At 64.4% G+C, this 17,015-nt stretch carries 19 protein-coding genes; 9 read left to right on the top strand and 10 right to left on the bottom strand.

Annotation, left to right across the window (positions count from 1 at the left end):
- The 3 genes from JNN06_RS10150 to JNN06_RS10140 form a co-directional block, all read left to right on the top strand.
- On the top strand, positions 1–1,049 hold a 1,049-nt coding region (locus tag JNN06_RS10150; protein ID WP_291239472.1), incomplete at its 5' end, for a c-type cytochrome biogenesis protein CcmI.
- Positions 1,046–1,537, top strand: a complete 492-nt coding sequence (ruvX, locus tag JNN06_RS10145) for a Holliday junction resolvase RuvX (RefSeq protein ID WP_291239471.1) — start codon at positions 1,046–1,048, stop codon at positions 1,535–1,537. The genes JNN06_RS10150 and ruvX, both read left to right, overlap by 4 nt.
- A complete protein-coding gene (locus JNN06_RS10140; RefSeq protein ID WP_291239470.1) occupies positions 1,527–1,757 on the top strand; it encodes a DUF1289 domain-containing protein in 231 nt (76 codons plus the stop codon). Before ruvX ends, JNN06_RS10140 begins: the two co-directional genes overlap by 11 nt.
- Positions 1,758–1,788: 31 nt before the next feature.
- Here the strand turns inward: JNN06_RS10140 and JNN06_RS10135 are convergent, their stop codons facing one another.
- Together JNN06_RS10135 and JNN06_RS10130 are read right to left on the bottom strand one after the other, a co-directional pair.
- Entirely contained in the window at positions 1,789–2,541 is a 753-nt protein-coding gene (locus tag JNN06_RS10135; protein ID WP_291239469.1) for a hypothetical protein, read from the bottom strand.
- Positions 2,535–3,353, bottom strand: a complete 819-nt coding sequence (locus JNN06_RS10130; RefSeq protein ID WP_291239468.1) for a sulfite exporter TauE/SafE family protein — start codon at positions 3,351–3,353, stop codon at positions 2,535–2,537. The genes JNN06_RS10135 and JNN06_RS10130 overlap by 7 nt, the downstream gene beginning before the upstream one ends.
- Positions 3,354–3,490: 137 nt before the next feature.
- Here JNN06_RS10130 and JNN06_RS10125 point away from each other — a divergent pair, with 137 nt between their 5' ends.
- A complete protein-coding gene (locus JNN06_RS10125; RefSeq protein ID WP_291239467.1) occupies positions 3,491–4,747 on the top strand; it encodes a multidrug effflux MFS transporter in 1,257 nt (418 codons plus the stop codon).
- Here JNN06_RS10125 and dusA read toward each other — a convergent pair.
- The 7 genes from dusA to JNN06_RS10090 all read right to left on the bottom strand — a co-directional run bounded on the left by dusA (position 4,672) and on the right by JNN06_RS10090 (position 13,259).
- A complete protein-coding gene (gene dusA, locus JNN06_RS10120) occupies positions 4,672–5,655 on the bottom strand; it encodes a tRNA dihydrouridine(20/20a) synthase DusA (protein WP_291239473.1) in 984 nt (327 codons plus the stop codon). The two genes, JNN06_RS10125 and dusA, sit on opposite strands and share 76 nt — an antisense overlap.
- Before the next feature lie 318 nt (positions 5,656–5,973).
- Positions 5,974–6,729, bottom strand: coding sequence for a PoNe immunity protein domain-containing protein (locus tag JNN06_RS10115; RefSeq protein WP_291239466.1), 756 nt, complete (start codon positions 6,727–6,729; stop codon positions 5,974–5,976).
- Between the two features lie 11 nt (positions 6,730–6,740).
- The gene (locus tag JNN06_RS10110) at positions 6,741–8,432 is read right to left on the bottom strand and encodes a hypothetical protein (RefSeq protein ID WP_291239465.1); all 1,692 of its coding nucleotides are present in this window, start codon (positions 8,430–8,432) and stop codon (positions 6,741–6,743) included.
- Positions 8,432–8,728 carry a hypothetical protein gene (locus tag JNN06_RS10105; protein WP_291239464.1) on the bottom strand — a complete coding sequence of 99 codons (297 nt, stop codon included), beginning with the start codon at positions 8,726–8,728 and terminating at the stop codon, positions 8,432–8,434. Before JNN06_RS10105 ends, JNN06_RS10110 begins: the two co-directional genes overlap by 1 nt.
- Positions 8,729–8,775: 47 nt before the next feature.
- Positions 8,776–10,872, bottom strand: coding sequence for a type VI secretion system tip protein TssI/VgrG (tssI, locus tag JNN06_RS10100; RefSeq protein ID WP_291239463.1), 2,097 nt, complete (start codon positions 10,870–10,872; stop codon positions 8,776–8,778).
- A 66-nt stretch (positions 10,873–10,938) separates the two neighbouring features.
- A complete protein-coding gene (locus tag JNN06_RS10095) occupies positions 10,939–11,163 on the bottom strand; it encodes a hypothetical protein (protein ID WP_291239462.1) in 225 nt (74 codons plus the stop codon).
- A 260-nt stretch (positions 11,164–11,423) separates the two neighbouring features.
- A complete protein-coding gene (locus JNN06_RS10090; RefSeq protein WP_291239461.1) occupies positions 11,424–13,259 on the bottom strand; it encodes an OmpA family protein in 1,836 nt (611 codons plus the stop codon).
- Between the two features lie 317 nt (positions 13,260–13,576).
- Between JNN06_RS10090 and rpsF the strand changes: the two genes are divergently transcribed.
- From rpsF to JNN06_RS10070, 4 genes are all read left to right on the top strand, one after another.
- Positions 13,577–13,990 (top strand): 30S ribosomal protein S6, encoded by a 414-nt coding sequence (gene rpsF, locus JNN06_RS10085; protein ID WP_291239460.1) that lies wholly within the window; start codon positions 13,577–13,579, stop codon positions 13,988–13,990.
- Positions 13,991–14,014: 24 nt separating this feature from the next.
- A complete protein-coding gene (gene rpsR, locus JNN06_RS10080) occupies positions 14,015–14,242 on the top strand; it encodes a 30S ribosomal protein S18 (RefSeq protein ID WP_151719268.1) in 228 nt (75 codons plus the stop codon).
- 11 nt (positions 14,243–14,253) lie between these two features.
- Positions 14,254–14,823, top strand: a complete 570-nt coding sequence (gene rplI / locus JNN06_RS10075; RefSeq protein ID WP_291239459.1) for a 50S ribosomal protein L9 — start codon at positions 14,254–14,256, stop codon at positions 14,821–14,823.
- 134 nt (positions 14,824–14,957) lie between these two features.
- Positions 14,958–15,983 carry a GSU2403 family nucleotidyltransferase fold protein gene (locus JNN06_RS10070; protein WP_291239458.1) on the top strand — a complete coding sequence of 342 codons (1,026 nt, stop codon included), beginning with the start codon at positions 14,958–14,960 and terminating at the stop codon, positions 15,981–15,983.
- Here JNN06_RS10070 and hisI read toward each other — a convergent pair.
- On the bottom strand, positions 15,961–16,320 hold the full coding sequence (gene hisI / locus JNN06_RS10065) for a phosphoribosyl-AMP cyclohydrolase (RefSeq protein WP_291239457.1): 360 nt from the start codon (positions 16,318–16,320) through the stop codon (positions 15,961–15,963). The two genes, JNN06_RS10070 and hisI, sit on opposite strands and share 23 nt — an antisense overlap.
- A gap of 63 nt (positions 16,321–16,383) precedes the next feature.
- Between hisI and JNN06_RS10060 the strand changes: the two genes are divergently transcribed.
- The gene (locus JNN06_RS10060; RefSeq protein WP_291239456.1) at positions 16,384–16,821 is read left to right on the top strand and encodes an iron-sulfur cluster assembly scaffold protein; all 438 of its coding nucleotides are present in this window, start codon (positions 16,384–16,386) and stop codon (positions 16,819–16,821) included.
- Positions 16,822–17,015 lie beyond the last annotated feature (194 nt).

Here is a 17,015-nt window from a genome sequence, read left to right as displayed (position 1 = left end):
TGCCCGAGGAGGCCGCGCGGCTGCGCATCGAAGTGTCGCGCCGCCTGCTGGAGGCCGACCGTGCCGCGCAGGCCGGCGCGGTTGCCCGGCGCGGGCCGGGCTGGGCCGCGGTTGCGGCGGTGATCGCGCTGGCCTTGGCGGGGGCGGTCTGGCTCTATCAGGATCGGCTCGGGGCGCCGGGCTATCCCGACATGCCGCTGGCCGGCCGTCTTGCGCAGGCCGAGGCCACCCGCGCCAGCCGCCCCGGTCAGGCGCTGGCCGAGGCTGACATGCCGCCCGCCACGGCCACGGCCCCGGCGGATGCCGAATTTGCGGCGCTGATGGAAAAGCTGCGCGCGACCGTGGCCGCCCGCCCCGACGATGCGCGGGGCCTTGAATTGCTGGCGCAAAACGAGGCCCGGCTGGGCAATTTCGCCGCCGCCCATGCCGCGCAGGCCCGGCTGATCGCCCTGAAAGGCGAGGCCGCCAAGGCGGAAGATCACGCGGCCCTGGCGGAAATGCTGATCCTCGCGGCGGGGGGCTATGTCTCGCCCGAGGCCGAGGCCGCACTGCAAGCGGCCCTGTCGCGCGATGCGCAAAACGGCAGTGCGCGGTTCTATTCGGGTCTGATGCTCATGCAGACCGGGCGCCCCGATCTGGCCTTTCCGATCTGGCGCGATCTGCTGGAACAATCGCCCCCCGGTGCGCCCTGGGTCGCCCCGATCCGGCAGGATATTGCCCAGCTCGCCCAGGTGGCCGGGGTGCGCTATGAGCCGCCTAAGGCCGCGATGCCCGGCCCGGATGCGGCAGCGGTCGAGGCGGCCTCGGGGATGGAAGCGGGCGACCGGCAGGCGATGATCGAGGGCATGGTGGAGCAGCTCAATGAGCGGCTGGCCCGTGAGGGCGGCAGCGCGGCGGAATGGGCGCGCCTGATTGCCTCGCTGGGGGTCTTGGGGCAGACCGAGCGCGCCCGCGCCATCTATGGCGAGGCGCAGGGGCGCTTTGCCGGGCGGGCCGAGGATCTGGCGGCGCTGAAAGCCGCCGCCGAGCAGGCCGGGGTGGCAGAATGAGCTTCGAGGATGCGCAGGATTTCATCACCGCCCTGCCCCGCAGCGGCGCGCTGGCCGGACTTGATCTGGGCACCAAGACCATCGGCGTGGCGATTTCCGACGTGATGCGCGGCGTGGCGACGCCCACACAAACCATCCGGCGCGAGAAGTTCACGCTGGATGCCGAGGCGCTGCTGAAACTGCTGGCGACGCGGCAGGTGGCGGGCATCGTGATCGGTCTGCCGCGCAATATGGATGGCTCCGAAGGCCCCCGCGCGCAATCGACCCGCGCCTTCATCCGCAATCTGGAAAAGCTGACCCCGCTGCCCGTGCTGTTCTGGGACGAGCGCCTGTCGACCGTCGCCGCCGAACGCGCGCTGCTGGAGGCGGATACGTCGCGAAAGCGTCGCGCCGAGGTGATCGACCATGTGGCGGCCGGGTTTATCCTGCAAGGCGCGCTGGACCGTCTGGCGCATATCCGGCGGGAGGCTGCGCGCGATGACGGATGAGATCTGGAAACGGGCCGAGATCGAAAGCCCCTGCGTGAAGATCTGCGTCATCCACCCGGAGGCGCGGCTTTGCGTGGGCTGCTATCGCTCCATCGAGGAGATCGGCACCTGGTCGCGCCTGTCGCCCGAGGCGCGGCACGGCATCATGGCCGATCTGCCCGCGCGGGCAGGCAAGCTGACCAAGCGGCGCGGGGGCCGCGCGGCACGGTTGCAGGACTGACCGATTTTTCGGCGAAAAATCGCGGCCGCGCTCAGGGCTGCAAAAGCCAGTCTGAAACCTGGGCCAGTTGCGGGCGGAAATAGGCGATCATCCGGCCCTCGTCTGGCGCTTGCGCCCCGGCGGCCCAGGGCGCGACGCCATGCAGGGTCAGCCGGTGCAGCAGGATCGCCTCGCCCGGCTGGCTGGGCAGTTCCACCCGGCGGCAGGATTCAAAAATCTGTTTGCGGGCCGCGGTATAGGCGTCCGTGATGTCCACATCTGCCCAGTTTTCGGGTGGATGGGGCGCAAAGGCGCTGCGCAGGGCGGCGCGCATCACCTCATGGCTGCCCTCCCAGACCACCAGCGGGGCCGCCCCCGCGTCACAGCGGTTCAGCGCCATGCCCAAAATCCAGCCATGCGGCTCCACCACGCGGCGGCGCTTGGCGGCATCCGCGATAAGCCCATCCAGATGCGCGGCGTCGCGATCGCGGCGAAAGGCAAACGCCGCCGGGGTTTCCGCCACGGAGGGTTGCGGATAGCCGGGGCGGATGACCGAGATTTGGCCCGGATGCAAAGGCTCTGGCGCCAGACCCACGGCCTGCCATGGGAAGGCCACCCCGTTCACGGCGCCATCTGGCGCATTGGGCAGCGCATCCACGCCAACAAACCAAGTGCCGCCGCAGCGCCATTCCTCATCCGAACTGGCCAGCACCTGCCGGGCCACGGGACGCGCGGCCTCGGCCCAGGCCGCGATGTCGGGATGGCGGAGGCGCTGCCAATCTACCCTCCCACAGCCTTCTACCATCCCACGGCCTTGCGCAGCATGTTCAGCGCCACCACGATCAGGAACAGCGCGAAAGCCCGTTTCAGCGGCTTCGGGTTCATCGCATGGGCCAGCCGCACCCCCAGCGGCGTGGTCAAAAGCGTCATGGCCACGATCACCGCGAAGGCGGGCAGGTTCACCGCGCCAAGGGTCAGCGGCGGGGCATTTTCGATGCGCATGGTCAGAAAGCCAAGCGCCGAGGGAAGGGCGATGATCAGCCCAAAGCCCGAGGCAGTGCCCACGGCGCGGTGAATGGGCATGCCATACAGCGTCATCATCGGCACGCCGAAGGTGCCACCCCCAATGCCCATCAGCACCGACAGAAAACCCAAGCCCCCCCCCATGATCCATTTGCCGGGGCCTTTGGGCAGGGCCTCGGCCAGCCGCCAATCGGCGCGGCCAAAGGCCATCCACAGCCCGGCCAGCAGCCCCAGACTGCCAAACACCAGTTGCAGCGTGACCGATTTCAACCGCGTCGCCAGAAAGAACCCCGCCACCGCGCCAAGCGCAATCGCGGGGGCCCAGGCCTTCAGCAAGGCCCAATCCACCGCCCCCTTGCGGTCATGCGCCCGGACCGAGCGCATGGCCGTGGCCATGATGGTGGCAAGCGAGGTGCCAAGGCAAACCTGCATCAGTTGCGGCCCGTCATAGCCCAGATGCGCGAAAGTATAGAAGAAGGCCGGCACCAGCACGATGCCGCCCCCCACCCCCAAAAGCCCCGCAATCACCCCGGCAATGCCGCCGATGACGATCAACAGCAGCAGCATCGGCAAATAGGGGACGATCTCGGCCATGGGGTTCTCTCGCAGGGTCTTGTCGCAGCGTCTTGCCGCCAGGCTATGCGCTGGCTGCAAAACCTTCCAGAGGCGGATTGCAGCAGGGCGCGGAAAAGGGTAGCGATAACTCCCATTCTGAAATCGGTTTCATCGTCATGTCAGCCTCGCTTCTGCGCCCTGCCCTCGTGCTAGGGCTTCTGTCCGCCGTCGGCCCCTTTGCCATCGACATGTATTTGCCCGCCATGCCCGAGATCGGCGCCGATCTGGGCGCGGGCATTCCGGCGATGCAGGGCACGATCATCAGCTATTTCATCGCCTTTGGTCTGGCGCAGCTGATCTATGGCCCCTGGGCCGATCAGGCCGGGCGCAAGGTGCCGATCTATGCCGGGCTGGTGATCTTTCTGATCGGCACGCTGATCTGCACCTTTGCCCCCAATACCGAGGCGCTGCTGGCCGGGCGCTTTGTGCAGGGGCTTGGCGGCGCTGCCGTCATGGTGGTGCCGCGCGCGGTGATCCGCGATCTGTCCACCGGGCATGAGGCGACGCGGATGATGGCGGCGATCATGATGGTCATCTCGGTCTCGCCCTTCCTTGCGCCGCTGGTGGGCGCCGGGTTGATGGCCGTGGCCGGGTGGCGCGCGATTTTCGGCGCGCTGGTGGTGGCGACGCTGGCCTCGCTGCTGATGACGCGGTTCCTGTTGCAGGAAACCCTGCCGCCCGAGAGCCGCCAGCCGGTGTCGCTGCGGGCCACGCTGGCCGGTGCGCGGCATCTGCTCAGCCATAAGGGCTTCATGGCGCTGACCTTTCTGGGTGGCTTCGGCATGGCGAGCTTCTTTGTGTTCCTCGCCTCGGCCTCTTTCGTCTATGCGCAGGATTTCGGCCTGAACCCCACGCAATTCTCGCTGGCCTTCGCGCTGAATGCGCTTGGCTTCTTTTCGGCCTCGCAGGTGGCGGCCCGGCTCGGGATGCGCTTTGGCGCGCAAAAGGTGATGGTGCGGGCCACCATGGGCTTTGCGGCCTTTGCCATCGGGCTGTTCGGGGTTGCGCTGATGGGCGGGGCAACGCTTTGGGTGACCATGGCGGGGCTGTTTCTGGCCAATGCCTGCCTTGGCCTCGTGATCCCCACGGCCATGGTCATGGCGCTGGAGGAACACGGGCCGATTGCTGGCCTTGCCTCCTCGCTGGGTGGCACGATGCAGATGCTGGCGGGCGGCGTGATGATCGCGGCGGCCAGCCCGTTCTTTGACGGCAGCGTGACCCCGATGCTGGGCGCGATTGCGCTCTGCGCCGGGCTGGCCTTGGTGCTGGCGCTGGTGGTGGCGCGGCTGCCCGCCGCTCAGGCCCCCGGCAGTTCGACCACCGGCACCTCGACCCCCGGCACTTCGACCACAGGCACCTCGGCCAGCGCCTGATCCAGCAGGGCGAGGCCCGCGCCGGGCCGCGCCACGCCTTCCGACAGCACCCGGCGCCAGCCCCGCGCGCCGGGGCGCCCGGTGAACAGGCCCAGCATATGCCGGGTGATCTGATGCAGACGCCCGCCTGCCTCCAGATGCGCGGCGATATAGGGCTTCATCGCCTGCACCACCGCATGCGCATCAGGAGCGAAATCCTCGCCCCACAGCGCATCGGCCCCGATCAGCGTGCGGCCCGGATCGTGATAGGCAGCGCGCCCGATCATCACCCCGTCCAGGCCCTGCGCCAGCAGGTCTTTCGCTTGATCCAGCGAGGCAATGCCGCCATTGATGCAGATGGTCAGCTCGGGGAAGCGGCGCTTCATCTCCAGCACCAGCGGATAATCCAGCGGCGGAATTTCGCGGTTTTCCTTGGGGCTGAGGCCCCGCAACCAGGCCTTGCGGGCATGGATCACGAAATGCGTGACGCCCGCCCCGGCCACGGTTTCGATGAAACGCGGCAGGATTTCGGCGGGGTCTTGCTCATCCACGCCAATGCGGCATTTCACCGTCACCGGCACGGCGGCCTCTTGCGCCATGGCGCGCATGCAGTCGGCCACCAATGCGGGCCGCTCCATCAGCACCGCCCCGAAACAACCCGATTGCACCCGATCCGAGGGGCAGCCGCAATTCAGGTTGATCTCGTCATAATGCCAATCCCGCGCCATGGCGGTGGCCTGCGCCAGCTCGCGCGGGTCTGACCCGCCCAGTTGCAGCGCCACGGGATGTTCGGCCTCGCTGTAATCCAGCAGGCGCGGCTTGAAGCCATGCACAATGGCGGGGGCCGTCACCATCTCGGTATACAGCATGGCGCGGCGGGTCATCAGGCGATGAAAGACCCGGCAATGGCGATCCGTCCAATCCATCATCGGCGCCACCGACAGGCGGTGACCACCCCATGACATTGATTTTAGATCATTTTTGTTCGTTTCGATCACAACACATCTCTGACGATTTGGGTATGATTTCCGCCTATTTTCGCCTGTTTCGTCACGTGGCATGATCCGAGTCATACTGAATCAATGTGGAGTCATACCGCGGCAACGATAACAGGGCGCAAGCGTAAGGACGGATCTGTGTCCTATCTCGCACAAATCACGCACGGGCGCCACGGCCACTAGGAGTCGAGGAAAGGGATCGGGAAGACCAAAGCGCAGGTTACCGGTCATTTCATTTCCCACTTCAAATCAATGCATCCGCACCCAATCGGCCCAGTCGGCGGGGTAGTGTTCGTGGTCGCGCAGGATCGTGTCGTCGATGCCGAAGGCAATCGCAGCGGCTGCAGCTTCGAAACACCAGTGCCCAACATAGGTATTGTTCTTGTTTTTCTCGTTGGAATAGAATGGGTTGGTCGATACCCGCATCTGTTTGAGCCAGCCCTTCAGGAACAGGCGCAGCGCGGCGAGACGGGTCAGCTCGGTCCCCTCGGGGTCCATCGCTTCGAGAAGTGGCACATAGGCCTTTGGCCAGACGAGGCTTGTCACTCGTGGCCGCCCCGCACCATGGCCAAGCGCAGCGATGAACCGCTCCCAGACCGCGTCGCGCTCGGGCCAGAAGTCGATGGCCTCGACCAGTGGCAGGCTTTGCGCGGGGCTCAGGCGGCACAGCACCGCCATCGCGAGATACCGCGTGCGGAAATCCCAACCGCCCCCATAGGCGCCTCTGGCATAATCCGGGGCCTTGCGACAAAGCGCGACGAACCGGGGATAGGCGTCGAGCAGCAGCCGCTGAGCTGCCGCAACAACTTCGGGCATCGGCGCGCCGCAGGAGTAGAGCGCGGAAGTGAGGTCGAATGAAATAGTATTGATAATGCTACGGTCAGAGAGACGATCTTCGAACTCCAGACTTTTGGAGTCGATGTCCATTTGAACTTCTTTGATAAATTCCAATCTGTCAGGAACATAAAAGTTCCAGTATTCTATTGTTTTCAGATTATCGCGCATTGATCACCATCCTATTTTTCAGCTGTCGCAGGTGGTGTTTTACGCCACACGCGACTTTTGAGGCCTTCCCACGTTACATTCCCATGTGCATCTACACGAAGGATTCCGGGTTCATGGTTCTTTATGACTTGACGCGCAGCTCTTGGATCAAGTTCACGCAACAACCGACCCTCAATCCACCTAGGCGACATCTGCTGCGTCCCGTCAACCAGCCGTCCCAGCCCCGACGACCCATATTTCGCATCCGCGACGAAGTAATCTGGTGGCGGGTTGGGGTTGCGATAGACGGCATCAAGGCCCTGATGCCCCGTCGAGTCCATCGTCGCGGCGGGACCATTGATCCTCTCCCAGGGCGGGTTCTGGTTTGCCGCCCAGTGGTCGGCCATCATTTCGCCGAACCGGCCCTTGGTATTGTTACTGGCCTCGGAAATTCGCGTCCACTGCCCGCTTTCCTGCACCATCGCCTCGCCGTCGGCGGCGCGGCGCACGCCCTCGGGGTCAGCCGTGTTGCGATAGCTGCCATCCTCGGCCACATCCTCCCGCCGGGCGTCAGCGTCGCGCCTTGGCGCATCGGCCGGGCTCTCGTCCAGCGGCGCATCGCCCTCGGCACGCGAGCCAAGGCTGCCCTCGGTCGTCTCCACCAGCCGCCGTTCACCAGGCGGCAGGTGGTTGGTATCGATCGGCCGCAGCGCACCAAGCGAACGTCCGGGTTCGAAGCCACCGGACAGCGCAGAAGGCCGCATGTGAGTCAGGTTCACGCTGACAATCGCACTGGCTGCGGCATTGCGAAGTTGCCGGGTCGGTGGGGTGATCGTGATGCCTACACGCACAGCCGCCTGAAACACCGACCGGCTGACGGCCAGAACGACCGCACCGCCGGCTGCGTTCGCGATCGCCATGGCGACAAAGGACAAGATCATCCCCGGCGCTGCCTGCGCCCCGAAGGTGGCAAGGTAATGTGTGGCAAAAAGGTATTGCCCTTGCTGGGTCAGGGCGAGCAGATCGTCGTAAATCTGCTTCAACTCTTCCCATGCCGCTACGAACAGATCGAAGATGTTCTGCATTTGCTGCTCGAACACGGCCTGATCGAGGGCCTCTCTTTGCTGGATCGTTTCTGCCAGCGCCCCGAGGTCGTTTAGAAACGCCTCCCGTGTCGCCTCCGCCGCCTCATAGGCGTCAAACCCGCCAGTCCCATCCCACAGGCCGAGGTCTTCAAGGCTCGCACCGCCAAGGCCCCCGACATAGTCAACACCGGCGCCTTGGGCAGCCTGCGTAAAGAGCCCGTATCCCGTAGCAATCTGCGACAGGGTATCAACACCATATTGAACTGACAGAGGATAGACCCGATCAATGACGCCGGTTGCCCCGGGATAACGCTGTAGCAGGGCAGCGCGTTGGGCATTGGCACGCCCCTCCGCGTCCTGAAGCGCCTGACGGGCGTCGATCACGAAGAAATCCTGAAAAGCTTTCACGACCAGCCGTCGAGCTTCCTTGACCTCTTCTGCCTCCTCGTTGAAGGCACCATTGTCGTCGATCCCGGCAAGCCGCCCCATGAACCGCCACTGCCCGGCAATCAACCGCATCGTGCCGTCCCACAGGGCGTCAACGGCGGCTTCATCGTCGGCAAGATCGATGCGGCTGACATCAACCTTAAGGCGTTCAAGAATGACCCGGCGCTGATCCTGTGGAACACCGTCCTGCATTACCAGAGCCTTGTCAGGAAGAAGTCACGATACAGCCGGTCAGGATCGACCGACGCCAGGCTCGGACGGTCGAGACTTGCCACCGCCCCACATCCCAGCCCCGGAAACAAGGTTTGGAATTCGGCACTCAGCCCTTCGATTGCAGAGCTTTCCCCCTCATGCAAGCTTCGGGCCAGATCAAGGCACTTGCAAATATTGGCAAAAGCCTCCTCTCCCCCAAGCGCGATGGCGAAAGGGTCATTGCACAGGTCAAGCCCATGATCGGCGAAAAACTCCCTGCGCTTTTCATCGCGCAAGGCGCGCCTGTCAGGCAAAGTTCTGGAAACTTCGTGCTTTACGGCCATTAGTTCAGGTCGATCCTTCCGCCTTTGGCTTGGATCGCGGATGAGCCTTCCAGTTCCAGATCGACGCCGACAATGCGTATCTTGCCATTCTCATTGAGCTGGATCATCGAGCGACCGCAGACAAGCTCAAGCTTCTTGCCAGCGACGACGATCTTGTTCTGACCGACTTCTTCGTATGAGCCGACCATGACGCTCTCGTTCTTGATGCCTTGCACCGAGACCTGATAGCCCGCTCCGACGATCATCGTCTTCGCCGCCCCCACCACCTCGGTCGAGCTGACCATCACCGTCTCGGCCTTGTTCTTGGCCACGCCGATGATCAGGTTGCCCTCGCCCATGTTCAGCGCATCCGGCAGGCCAAGCTTGTTCGCCAGATCGCCGATCTTGCCGGTGAACTTGCTGAAGGCCGAGGTCACCGCCTGCTGCACCTTGTTGGGCCCCACCATCAGCGTCATGTTGCCGCCGATCACCTCGTGATGGTTGTTGCCCACTTCGATCGACTTGTTGTTGCCCACCGATTCCGACTGGTTGCGGTCGACCCGCTTGGCCCGGTTGTTCTCGACATGGATCTCGTGGTCCTTCTCGGCGTGAAGGTAGATGCGTTCCTGTCCCTTCTCATCTTCGAACATGAATTCGTTGAAGCCATTGCCCTTATGCGTATCCGAGCGAAAGACCGACTTCGTCTTGTGCGCTGGCAGCGGATAGGGCGTGGCATTGCGTCCGTTATACACGCACCCCGTCACCAGCGGTTTATCCGGATCTCCGTCCAGGAATTCGACCACCACTTCCATACCGATGCGGGGGATGACCATGCCGCCCCAGCCGTTACCAGCCCAGTTCTGGCTGACCCGGCAACGCATCGAGATCGCCGCCTCCAGATCCCAGTGGAACTGCACGAGGATGCGGCCGTATTCGTCGCAGTCGATCTCGCCCTCGCCGACCACCACCGCCGTTTGCGGACCCTTCACATCGGCCCGCGGGGTCTTGAGTTCCGGCAGCATCGGCGCGCTCGCGGGCATCAGCAGATAGCGGCCCGAATAGGCGTAGCCATCGCCGCTCGTCCCGCCAGAGCCATAATTGTCAGAAGTATATGAATGACGTGCGGCAAGACACAGATAGTCCTCACCCAAGCCAGGCACCGGATCGCCCCCCAGTATGACCCGTACACCAGCACTGAGCGCCACCACGTCGCCCACCGCCTCATACCGCCGATCTTGTCCGCGTTCGGCCTTCGAACGCAGCTCCGCCACGACCTTGCCGCGGCCCTGATCAAGGTAATCTCCGGGCCAGTCGAAGCACTCGATCTGACCCTGAGCATTGGCGGCATCGCCCAGCCGATCTACCTCCATCGCGGCATTCGGCGTCTTGAAATTATAGTCCGTCAGCCGGATCGCGCCCGTCGTGATCCGCCGCGCCGGGCGCCACTCCCAGAAGTGGTCGATGTCCTCTTGATGGTGGCCGTCATCGGGGTGGCAGGGGCGCACGCCGATGGAGTCATGGGTCTCGGCAATGTCAGTCAGCACCATCTCGTGGCCTCCCTCAAAATGCCGGAAGTGGTAGGAAATCCCGTGCCGCTCCATCATGCGGGTGGCGAAGGCCATGTCGGATTCACGGTATTGCACGGTATATTCAAGCACCGGATAATTGGCGGTGAGCTTCACCACCAGCCTGCCCGCCGAGACATAGCTGCCGAGCAGTTCCGTGAGGAGATCCACAACGGTTTTGTCATGAAAAATCCGCTGGTTACGACGGAGGCTGGCAAGGAAGAACCACGGTTTCAGCGTGAGCCGGTAGCGATGCCCGTTATCCCCCGCCCCCATCCAGCGCGCCTCAGTGACGATCCCGTCGAAAGGGCGCTCACCCTGCTTGGTGACAAGCGTGACCGTCGCATGCGTCCCGATCAGTGCGTCGAAATCCACGTCGGGCTGAGCAGCGAGGCAATCGACCGACCATTCGTAAAGGTCATTGAGCCGCTCGGTCCCGTCAAACCGCTGCAGCACCAGCACATCCTGTCCCAACACCGTCGAGAGCCGCCCCATGCGCGAGAATTGGGAAAAGAATGCCGCCATGAGAACACCTTGCACCGCGAGAAACATCTCATGCGAGAACTTAACATCTTAAAGGCGATGAACAAGGTGAAAGCTATACTCTCTGGTGCGGCGTCATTCCAGATTGGCGCCGCGGAGGCGCGGAGCATGGACGTGGGTTTGGATAAGGAATGCAGCAGCTACGCCCGCGATCGCGCAGAACAGGTGCGCTTCCCAAGAGACGCCGGGTTGACCCGGGCCGATCACCACAGTGTTCACAAGCGGCAAGGCCCGCGTGGTCGTGGCCACCAGCAATCCGCGCATCATCAAGATCGGTGCCGTAATGTCCATCAGGTGCATCGCCAGAACTCCATCCAACTCACTAAGGTGCCGGAGGATCAGGCCGTAGGCCGAATTCACGTCGTAGCCTGAGCAGTGCGACAAAGGCTATTAGCACAGCGGCCCGATGCAAGAATGCTCGTAAGAGATTCTGGTTCGTCATGTCTGTGAACGTAGACATCTCCACCTCGTGTAGGACGGCGGGCGATGGCGTCTTTTAGGCGCAAAGCCAAGGGGGCGCCAGTCGCCTGACGCCCCCTCGTTTTTGCCCAGCCGAAGGCTCAGTTGCCGTTCAGCAGGCCCGAGATCATCCGCACCACGGTGCGGCGGTTCTGCACCTCGGCGGCTTGGGTGTTCACCAGCAGCTCGCCTTCGCCATAGCCCTGCACCACCATGTTTTCCGGCGGCACGCCGAAATATTCGGTCAGCGCCAGCGCGAGGCTTTCGGCCCGGCGGTCCGACAGCGCAAGGTTGCTGACCGCATCCCCCACGGCATCGGTATGGCCCTCGATGAGGAACATCTCGCCGGGGTTCTTGCGGATGGTTTCAGCCATGAAACTGCCAAGCGCCTGCAACTTGGTCGCCTCGGCCGGATCAATTGCCGACAGGCCGGAGCCAAAGCGGATATTCTCCACATCGACCATCGGTGCATAGGCGCGCAGCTGCGGGTAATCGCGCACCTGTTGCAGCGAATAGCTGCCCTCCAACTGGCCGGTCTGCGCCTGCGCGAGGGCCGCCGCCAGCGCGTTCTGGTTCGAGGCCGAGACCGACACCTTGCGCGGCACGGCAGGCGGCAGACGGCTGACATCGACCGGGCGCACCTCGCGGCCCAGATCGTCGATCAGCAGGGTCTCGCGGCCCCAGGGATCAACCGCCACCCGTTGCAGCACCCGCCCCGAGGCATCGCGCACCGTCACCACCCGGCTGCCATCCGGGCGATAGATCGTGGTGCGGGTCGAGCCGTCCACGAAGGTTTCGGTCTCCACCTCGGTGCCGGGCTGGCGCAGCAGCGTGTCATCATCCTTGAGGACGACATATTGGCCATTGCCGCGATCCACCACCACGCGGTCGCCGGTATTCGACACCACGCGGTCGCCGTTCTTCAGCAACGCGCCCACGGCCAGCGCGCCCAACACGACCAGACCCGCCTTCTCCAGATCGGACAGACCACCGCCACCCTTCTTCTCGACACCCGGTTTCGCGGGCTCATCGGGCTTGCGGAAGATGTCGGGCTTGCGCGGCGTGGTGCGCTCGCCGAATTCCTCGCTGGAGCTGCGCACGTCTTCCTTGGTCACACGCTTGCGCTCTTTGCGGGGGCGGGTGTCATCGCTGCCCGCCTTGGCCGTCGCGTCACCGTCCAGAGCGGCGGCAGGCTTGCGGGCCGGGCGGCCATCCTCGGCCTTGGGCTGAGCAAAGATGTCCTCCAGCGCCACCTCGGCATCGGGTGCAGGCTCGCGCAGCGGCTTTTTCGGGGCGACCGGCTTGCCATCCTTGGCAGGCTTGCCGTCCTTGCGAACCTGCTCCTCCTCTGCGGCGGGAGCGGGTTTCGGGCGCTTGACCGGCTGCGGCTCGGCGGTATCGGGCGACTGGAACAAGGGGGTCACATTGCCGCCTTCCTCCAGCGTCGGGGCAGGCTTGGGCGCGGGCTGCCTTTCAGGCTGGGGGGCGGGCTTTTCCTTGCGGGGCTTTGCCGGTTCCTCAGCGGCAGGTTTGCGCGGCTTGGCCGGTTCCTCGGCGGCGGGCTTGCCCTGCTTGCGCGGCTTGACCGGCTCTTCCGCCGCCGGTTCCTCGGCTGCGGGCTTTTCGCGCTTGGGCTTGCCCTCCTTGCGCGGCTTGACCGGCTCTTCGGCGGCCGGTTCTTCGGCTGCGGGCTTTTCGCGCTTGGGCTTGCCCTCCTTGCTCGGCTTGCCTTCGCCTTCCGGCGCCTGGAACAGCGGGTTCACATTGCCCCCGGCCCCACCCTCTTCGGGGGCGCCCTTCTGGCGCTTGCCCTTGCAGGGCGGAGCCTTGCCATTGGGGCAAAGCTCTTCCGCCACGGTTTGCGCCAGAACCAGACCGGGCTGCATGCCCGACAGGGCAACCGACAGGGCGGTGGTGGCAATCAAAAGCCGTTTCATGGCCGTTCCTTTCGCGATTCGTCTGAGGAAAGAACGCAAGGGCCCAGATCCGGTTCCCGCTGCTTCCTTGCGCTTTGCATCGCGCAATGGCGCTTGATATGCCATAGCAAGCCCTGCCCCAGGCCTTGTCATCGGCTGACAGCCGCCCAAAATCGCAAGGTTTCGCCGGTGGCGAGGTTTCGCTTGCGATAGGCCCGCCCGGCGTGTATGGGCACACATCCTTCCGCATACCCATGAACCGGCGCAGCCTCTCGTGGACGGGCCGCGGAAGGCAAAAGGCCCGACCTATGAAATGCGCCTTATGAAACGGAGCTTACATGCCGCTTTACGAGCATGTCATGATTGCGCGTCAGGATCTGTCCAACGCGCAGGCCGAAGGCCTCATCGAACATTTCTCCACGGTTCTCGCGGATAACGGCGGCAAGGTCGTCGAACACGAGTACTGGGGCGTCAAGACGATGGCCTACAAGATCAACAAGAACCGCAAGGGCCACTATGCCTTCCTGAAATCGGACGCCTCGGCGGCCGCTGTTCAGGAAATGGAACGCCTGATGCGCCTGCATGACGACGTGATGCGCGTGCTGACCATCAAGGTCGACACCCATGCCGAAGGCCCGTCGGTCCAGATGCAGAAGCGCGACGAGCGCGAGCGTGGCGAACGTGGTGACCGTCCCGAGGGCGAGCGCGGCGAACGCCGTGAGCGCAGCTTCGGCGGCGACCGTCGTCGTTGATCTGACAGGGAAAGGACCATCATCATGGCGAACAAACCCTTCTTCCGCCGCCGCAAGGTCTGCCCGTTCTCGGGCGAGAATGCTCCGGCGATCGACTACAAAGACGTGCGTCTGCTGCAACGCTACATCAGCGAGCGCGGCAAGATCGTGCCGTCGCGCATCACCGCAGTCTCGGCCAAGAAGCAGCGTGAACTGGCACAAGCCATCAAGCGCGCCCGCTTCCTCGCCCTGCTGCCCTATGCCGTGAAATAAGGAGAGCTGACATGCAAGTGATCCTTCTTGAGCGCGTGGCCAAACTGGGCCAGATGGGCGATGTGGTGAAGGTGAAGGACGGCTACGGCCGGAACTTCCTGCTGCCGCAAGGCAAGGCGCTGCGCGCGACCGACGCCAATATCAAGAGCTTCGAGGCCCGCAAGGCCCAGCTGGAAGTCCAGAACCTGGAAACGAAAAAAGAAGCCGAAGCCGTGGGCGCCAAGCTCGACGGTCAGGCCTTTGTCGTCATCCGTTCGGCCTCGGACGCAGGCGCCCTGTATGGTTCGGTCACCACCCGCGACGTGGCGGATGCCGCGACCGCTGGCGGCTTCACCGTGGGCCGTGGTCAGGTTGTGCTGGACCGTCCGATCAAGGACCTGGGCCTGCATTCGGTGACCGTCGTGCTGCACCCCGAAGTTTCGGTGCGCGTCACGATCAACGTCGCCCGTTCGGCGGAAGAAGCCGAGCTGCAAGCCTCGGGCAAATCGATCCAGGAGCTGGCTGCGGAAGCAGAAGCCGCTGCTGAGTTCGAAATCGCCGAGCTGTTCGACGAAGTCGGCGCCGCCGCTTCGGACGAGTGATCTGACGATCAGACCAAAGACCGCGCGGGGGCCACCCTCGCGCGGTTTTTCTTTGCGCCTTGCCGTGCTACACACAAAGAACTTTTGTATAGCATATTATGTGCTATACATGAACACCTCATGTGAAGCACGCCATGCCCAGACACCATTCCCTCATCGCCCATAGCGCCTATCAAGATCTGAAACGCCTGCTGCGCGACGATGGCGCCAGTGCCATCCTTGGCAAACCGCATCTGGTACAGCGTGGCGGCAAGGCCTATTGGTATGACTTGTTCCGGCTGGGCAACGCGACTCAGAACCGCTATCTCGGGGAAGACAGCGCAGAGCTGCGCGACCGCATTGCGCGTCATTCGGCCTTGCAAGCCGGCGCCCAGACCCGCGCCCAAGAGCGCAGCCGTCTGGTGCGCCTGCTGCGCGCCGAGGGGGCGCCCATGGCAGACAGGATGACCGGCGCCTTGCTCTCTGCCCTCGCCAGGAATGGCGTATTCCGGCTGGGCGGAACTGTCGTCGGAACACAGGCGTTCCGGCTTTACGAGATGGAACTGGGCGTACGCTACGAGATCGACGCGATGGCGCAGACGGATGATCTGGATATCGCCTCGTTCGAGCGTCTCTCCGTCGCGCTGGAGGATCGGGTGGCGGAGGATCTGGCGGAAACCTTTCGGGGGCTCGCCTTTGACCCGGTGCCCACGATGCAGGGCAACGCGGTCTGGCGGTGGCGGCAAAACAGCTCCGGCACGCTGGTCGAGTTTCTCACCCCGTCCTTCCGCCCCGAGGAGGACATCCGCCCCCTGCCCGCGCTTGGCGTTTCGGCGCAGTCGCTGCATTTCCTCAACTATCTGATCGCCCAGCCCATTCCGGCGGCCCTGCTGTACCGCTCGGGCATCCTGATCCAGATCCCGCGCCCCGAGGCCTTCGCCATCCACAAGCTGATCGTGGCCGATCGGCGCCAAGGTGGCCCCGATGCGCTGAAATCGGAAAAGGACCGGCGGCAGGCGGCCTTTCTGATCGGCGTTCTGGCCGAAGACCGCCCTGACGAGTTGGCCGAGGCCTATGCCGATGCGCTCTCGCGCGGGCCGAAATGGCGCGAGCATATCGGGCGCAGCCTTGCCCGGCTGCCCGCGACCGCCGCGATCCTCAGCACATTGGATCAGAGGTGATCCGCTCCACCCCGTTCTCCACCACCGTATAGAAGCACGAGCGCCGGTTGGTGTGGCAGGCCGGGCCCTCTTGCGTCACCTGCAACAGCAGGCAATCGCGGTCGCAATCCAGCCGCAGCTCCACCAGCCGCTGCACATGGCCCGAGGTCTCGCCCTTGGCCCAGAATCCCTGGCGCGAGCGCGACCAATAGGTCACATTGCCGGTCGCCAGGGTGCGCGCCAGGCTTTCGGCATTCATCCATGCCATCATCAGAACTTCGCCCGTGGCATGATCCTGCGCAATCGCCGGGATCAGACCATTTGAATCGAATTTGAGGCTGGCGGGATCAAAGGCCATGGCGGCGCCTTTCCAAAGGGGTTGACCGGGTCTATCTAGGCGGTTGTCAGGGCGGAGGGAAGCATGAGCGACGATCTGGTGGCACTCTATTCCGGGCGCATTCTCGCGCTGGCCGCAGCCATCCCGCATCAGGGCCGCCTGCCCGCAGCGCAGGGCAGCGCGCGGCGCCGCTCGCCGCTGTGTGGTTCGTCGATCACCGTCGATCTGGCGCTGGAGCAAGGCCGGATCAGCGCCTTTGCGCAGGATGTGAAGGCCTGCGCGCTTGGGCAGGCCTCGGCCGCCATTGCCGGCGCCGTGCTGCCGGGCCGCTCGCGCGCCGAGGTGCAGGCCGCCCGCGATCAGCTTGCCGCCATGCTGCGCGAGGGCGCCGCACCGCCGCTGCCGCCCTTTGACGGCTATGAGGTGCTGACCCCCGCCCGCGAGTATCAAAACCGCCATGCCTCGATCCTGCTGGTGCTGGATGCGACGCTGGAGGCGATGCAAGCCGCTGATCCCGCATGAAAAAACCGCCGCGAGAAGCTCGCGGCGGCAAGTGGCGTTCTGAAAAGGCAACGTCGGGACAGTGACGTTCAGTTTGCTCGGGCAGCATCGCTTGGGGTCGATGCGGGCCGAGGCTCAGACCGCAGGCAGAAACGGGCAGACGGGCTCAAACCGTCGCGGGCAACAGATGCAGCCCGGCAAAAAGCAGCGTGAAG

The organism is Gemmobacter sp., assembly GCF_016792925.1.
GTDB lineage: Bacteria > Pseudomonadota > Alphaproteobacteria > Rhodobacterales > Rhodobacteraceae > Gemmobacter.
The sequence above is the reverse complement of the archived record's forward strand: the minus strand, read 5'-3'. Positions and strand labels throughout refer to the sequence as shown.

Excerpts from the sequence above, each read along its gene's own strand:
- JNN06_RS10135 (WP_291239469.1), bottom strand. The coding sequence starts at position 2,541 with ATGGTAGAAGGCTGTGGGAGGGTAGATTGGCAGCGCCTCCGCCATCCC.
- JNN06_RS10060 (WP_291239456.1), top strand. The coding sequence starts at position 16,384 with ATGAGCGACGATCTGGTGGCACTCTATTCCGGGCGCATTCTCGCGCTG.
- JNN06_RS10115 (WP_291239466.1), bottom strand. The coding sequence starts at position 6,729 with ATGCGCGATAATCTGAAAACAATAGAATACTGGAACTTTTATGTTCCT.
- JNN06_RS10090 (WP_291239461.1), bottom strand. The coding sequence starts at position 13,259 with ATGAAACGGCTTTTGATTGCCACCACCGCCCTGTCGGTTGCCCTGTCG.
- dusA (WP_291239473.1), bottom strand. The coding sequence starts at position 5,655 with ATGATGGATTGGACGGATCGCCATTGCCGGGTCTTTCATCGCCTGATG.
- rpsF (WP_291239460.1), top strand. The coding sequence starts at position 13,577 with ATGCCGCTTTACGAGCATGTCATGATTGCGCGTCAGGATCTGTCCAAC.
- JNN06_RS10130 (WP_291239468.1), bottom strand. The coding sequence starts at position 3,353 with ATGGCCGAGATCGTCCCCTATTTGCCGATGCTGCTGCTGTTGATCGTC.
- rpsR (WP_151719268.1), top strand. The coding sequence starts at position 14,015 with ATGGCGAACAAACCCTTCTTCCGCCGCCGCAAGGTCTGCCCGTTCTCG.
- JNN06_RS10140 (WP_291239470.1), top strand. The coding sequence starts at position 1,527 with ATGACGGATGAGATCTGGAAACGGGCCGAGATCGAAAGCCCCTGCGTG.
- JNN06_RS10125 (WP_291239467.1), top strand. The coding sequence starts at position 3,491 with ATGTCAGCCTCGCTTCTGCGCCCTGCCCTCGTGCTAGGGCTTCTGTCC.
- JNN06_RS10095 (WP_291239462.1), bottom strand. The coding sequence starts at position 11,163 with ATGCACCTGATGGACATTACGGCACCGATCTTGATGATGCGCGGATTG.
- tssI (WP_291239463.1), bottom strand. The coding sequence starts at position 10,872 with ATGTTTCTCGCGGTGCAAGGTGTTCTCATGGCGGCATTCTTTTCCCAA.
- ruvX (WP_291239471.1), top strand. The coding sequence starts at position 1,046 with ATGAGCTTCGAGGATGCGCAGGATTTCATCACCGCCCTGCCCCGCAGC.
- rplI (WP_291239459.1), top strand. The coding sequence starts at position 14,254 with ATGCAAGTGATCCTTCTTGAGCGCGTGGCCAAACTGGGCCAGATGGGC.
- JNN06_RS10110 (WP_291239465.1), bottom strand. The coding sequence starts at position 8,432 with ATGCAGGACGGTGTTCCACAGGATCAGCGCCGGGTCATTCTTGAACGC.
- JNN06_RS10070 (WP_291239458.1), top strand. The coding sequence starts at position 14,958 with ATGCCCAGACACCATTCCCTCATCGCCCATAGCGCCTATCAAGATCTG.
- hisI (WP_291239457.1), bottom strand. The coding sequence starts at position 16,320 with ATGGCCTTTGATCCCGCCAGCCTCAAATTCGATTCAAATGGTCTGATC.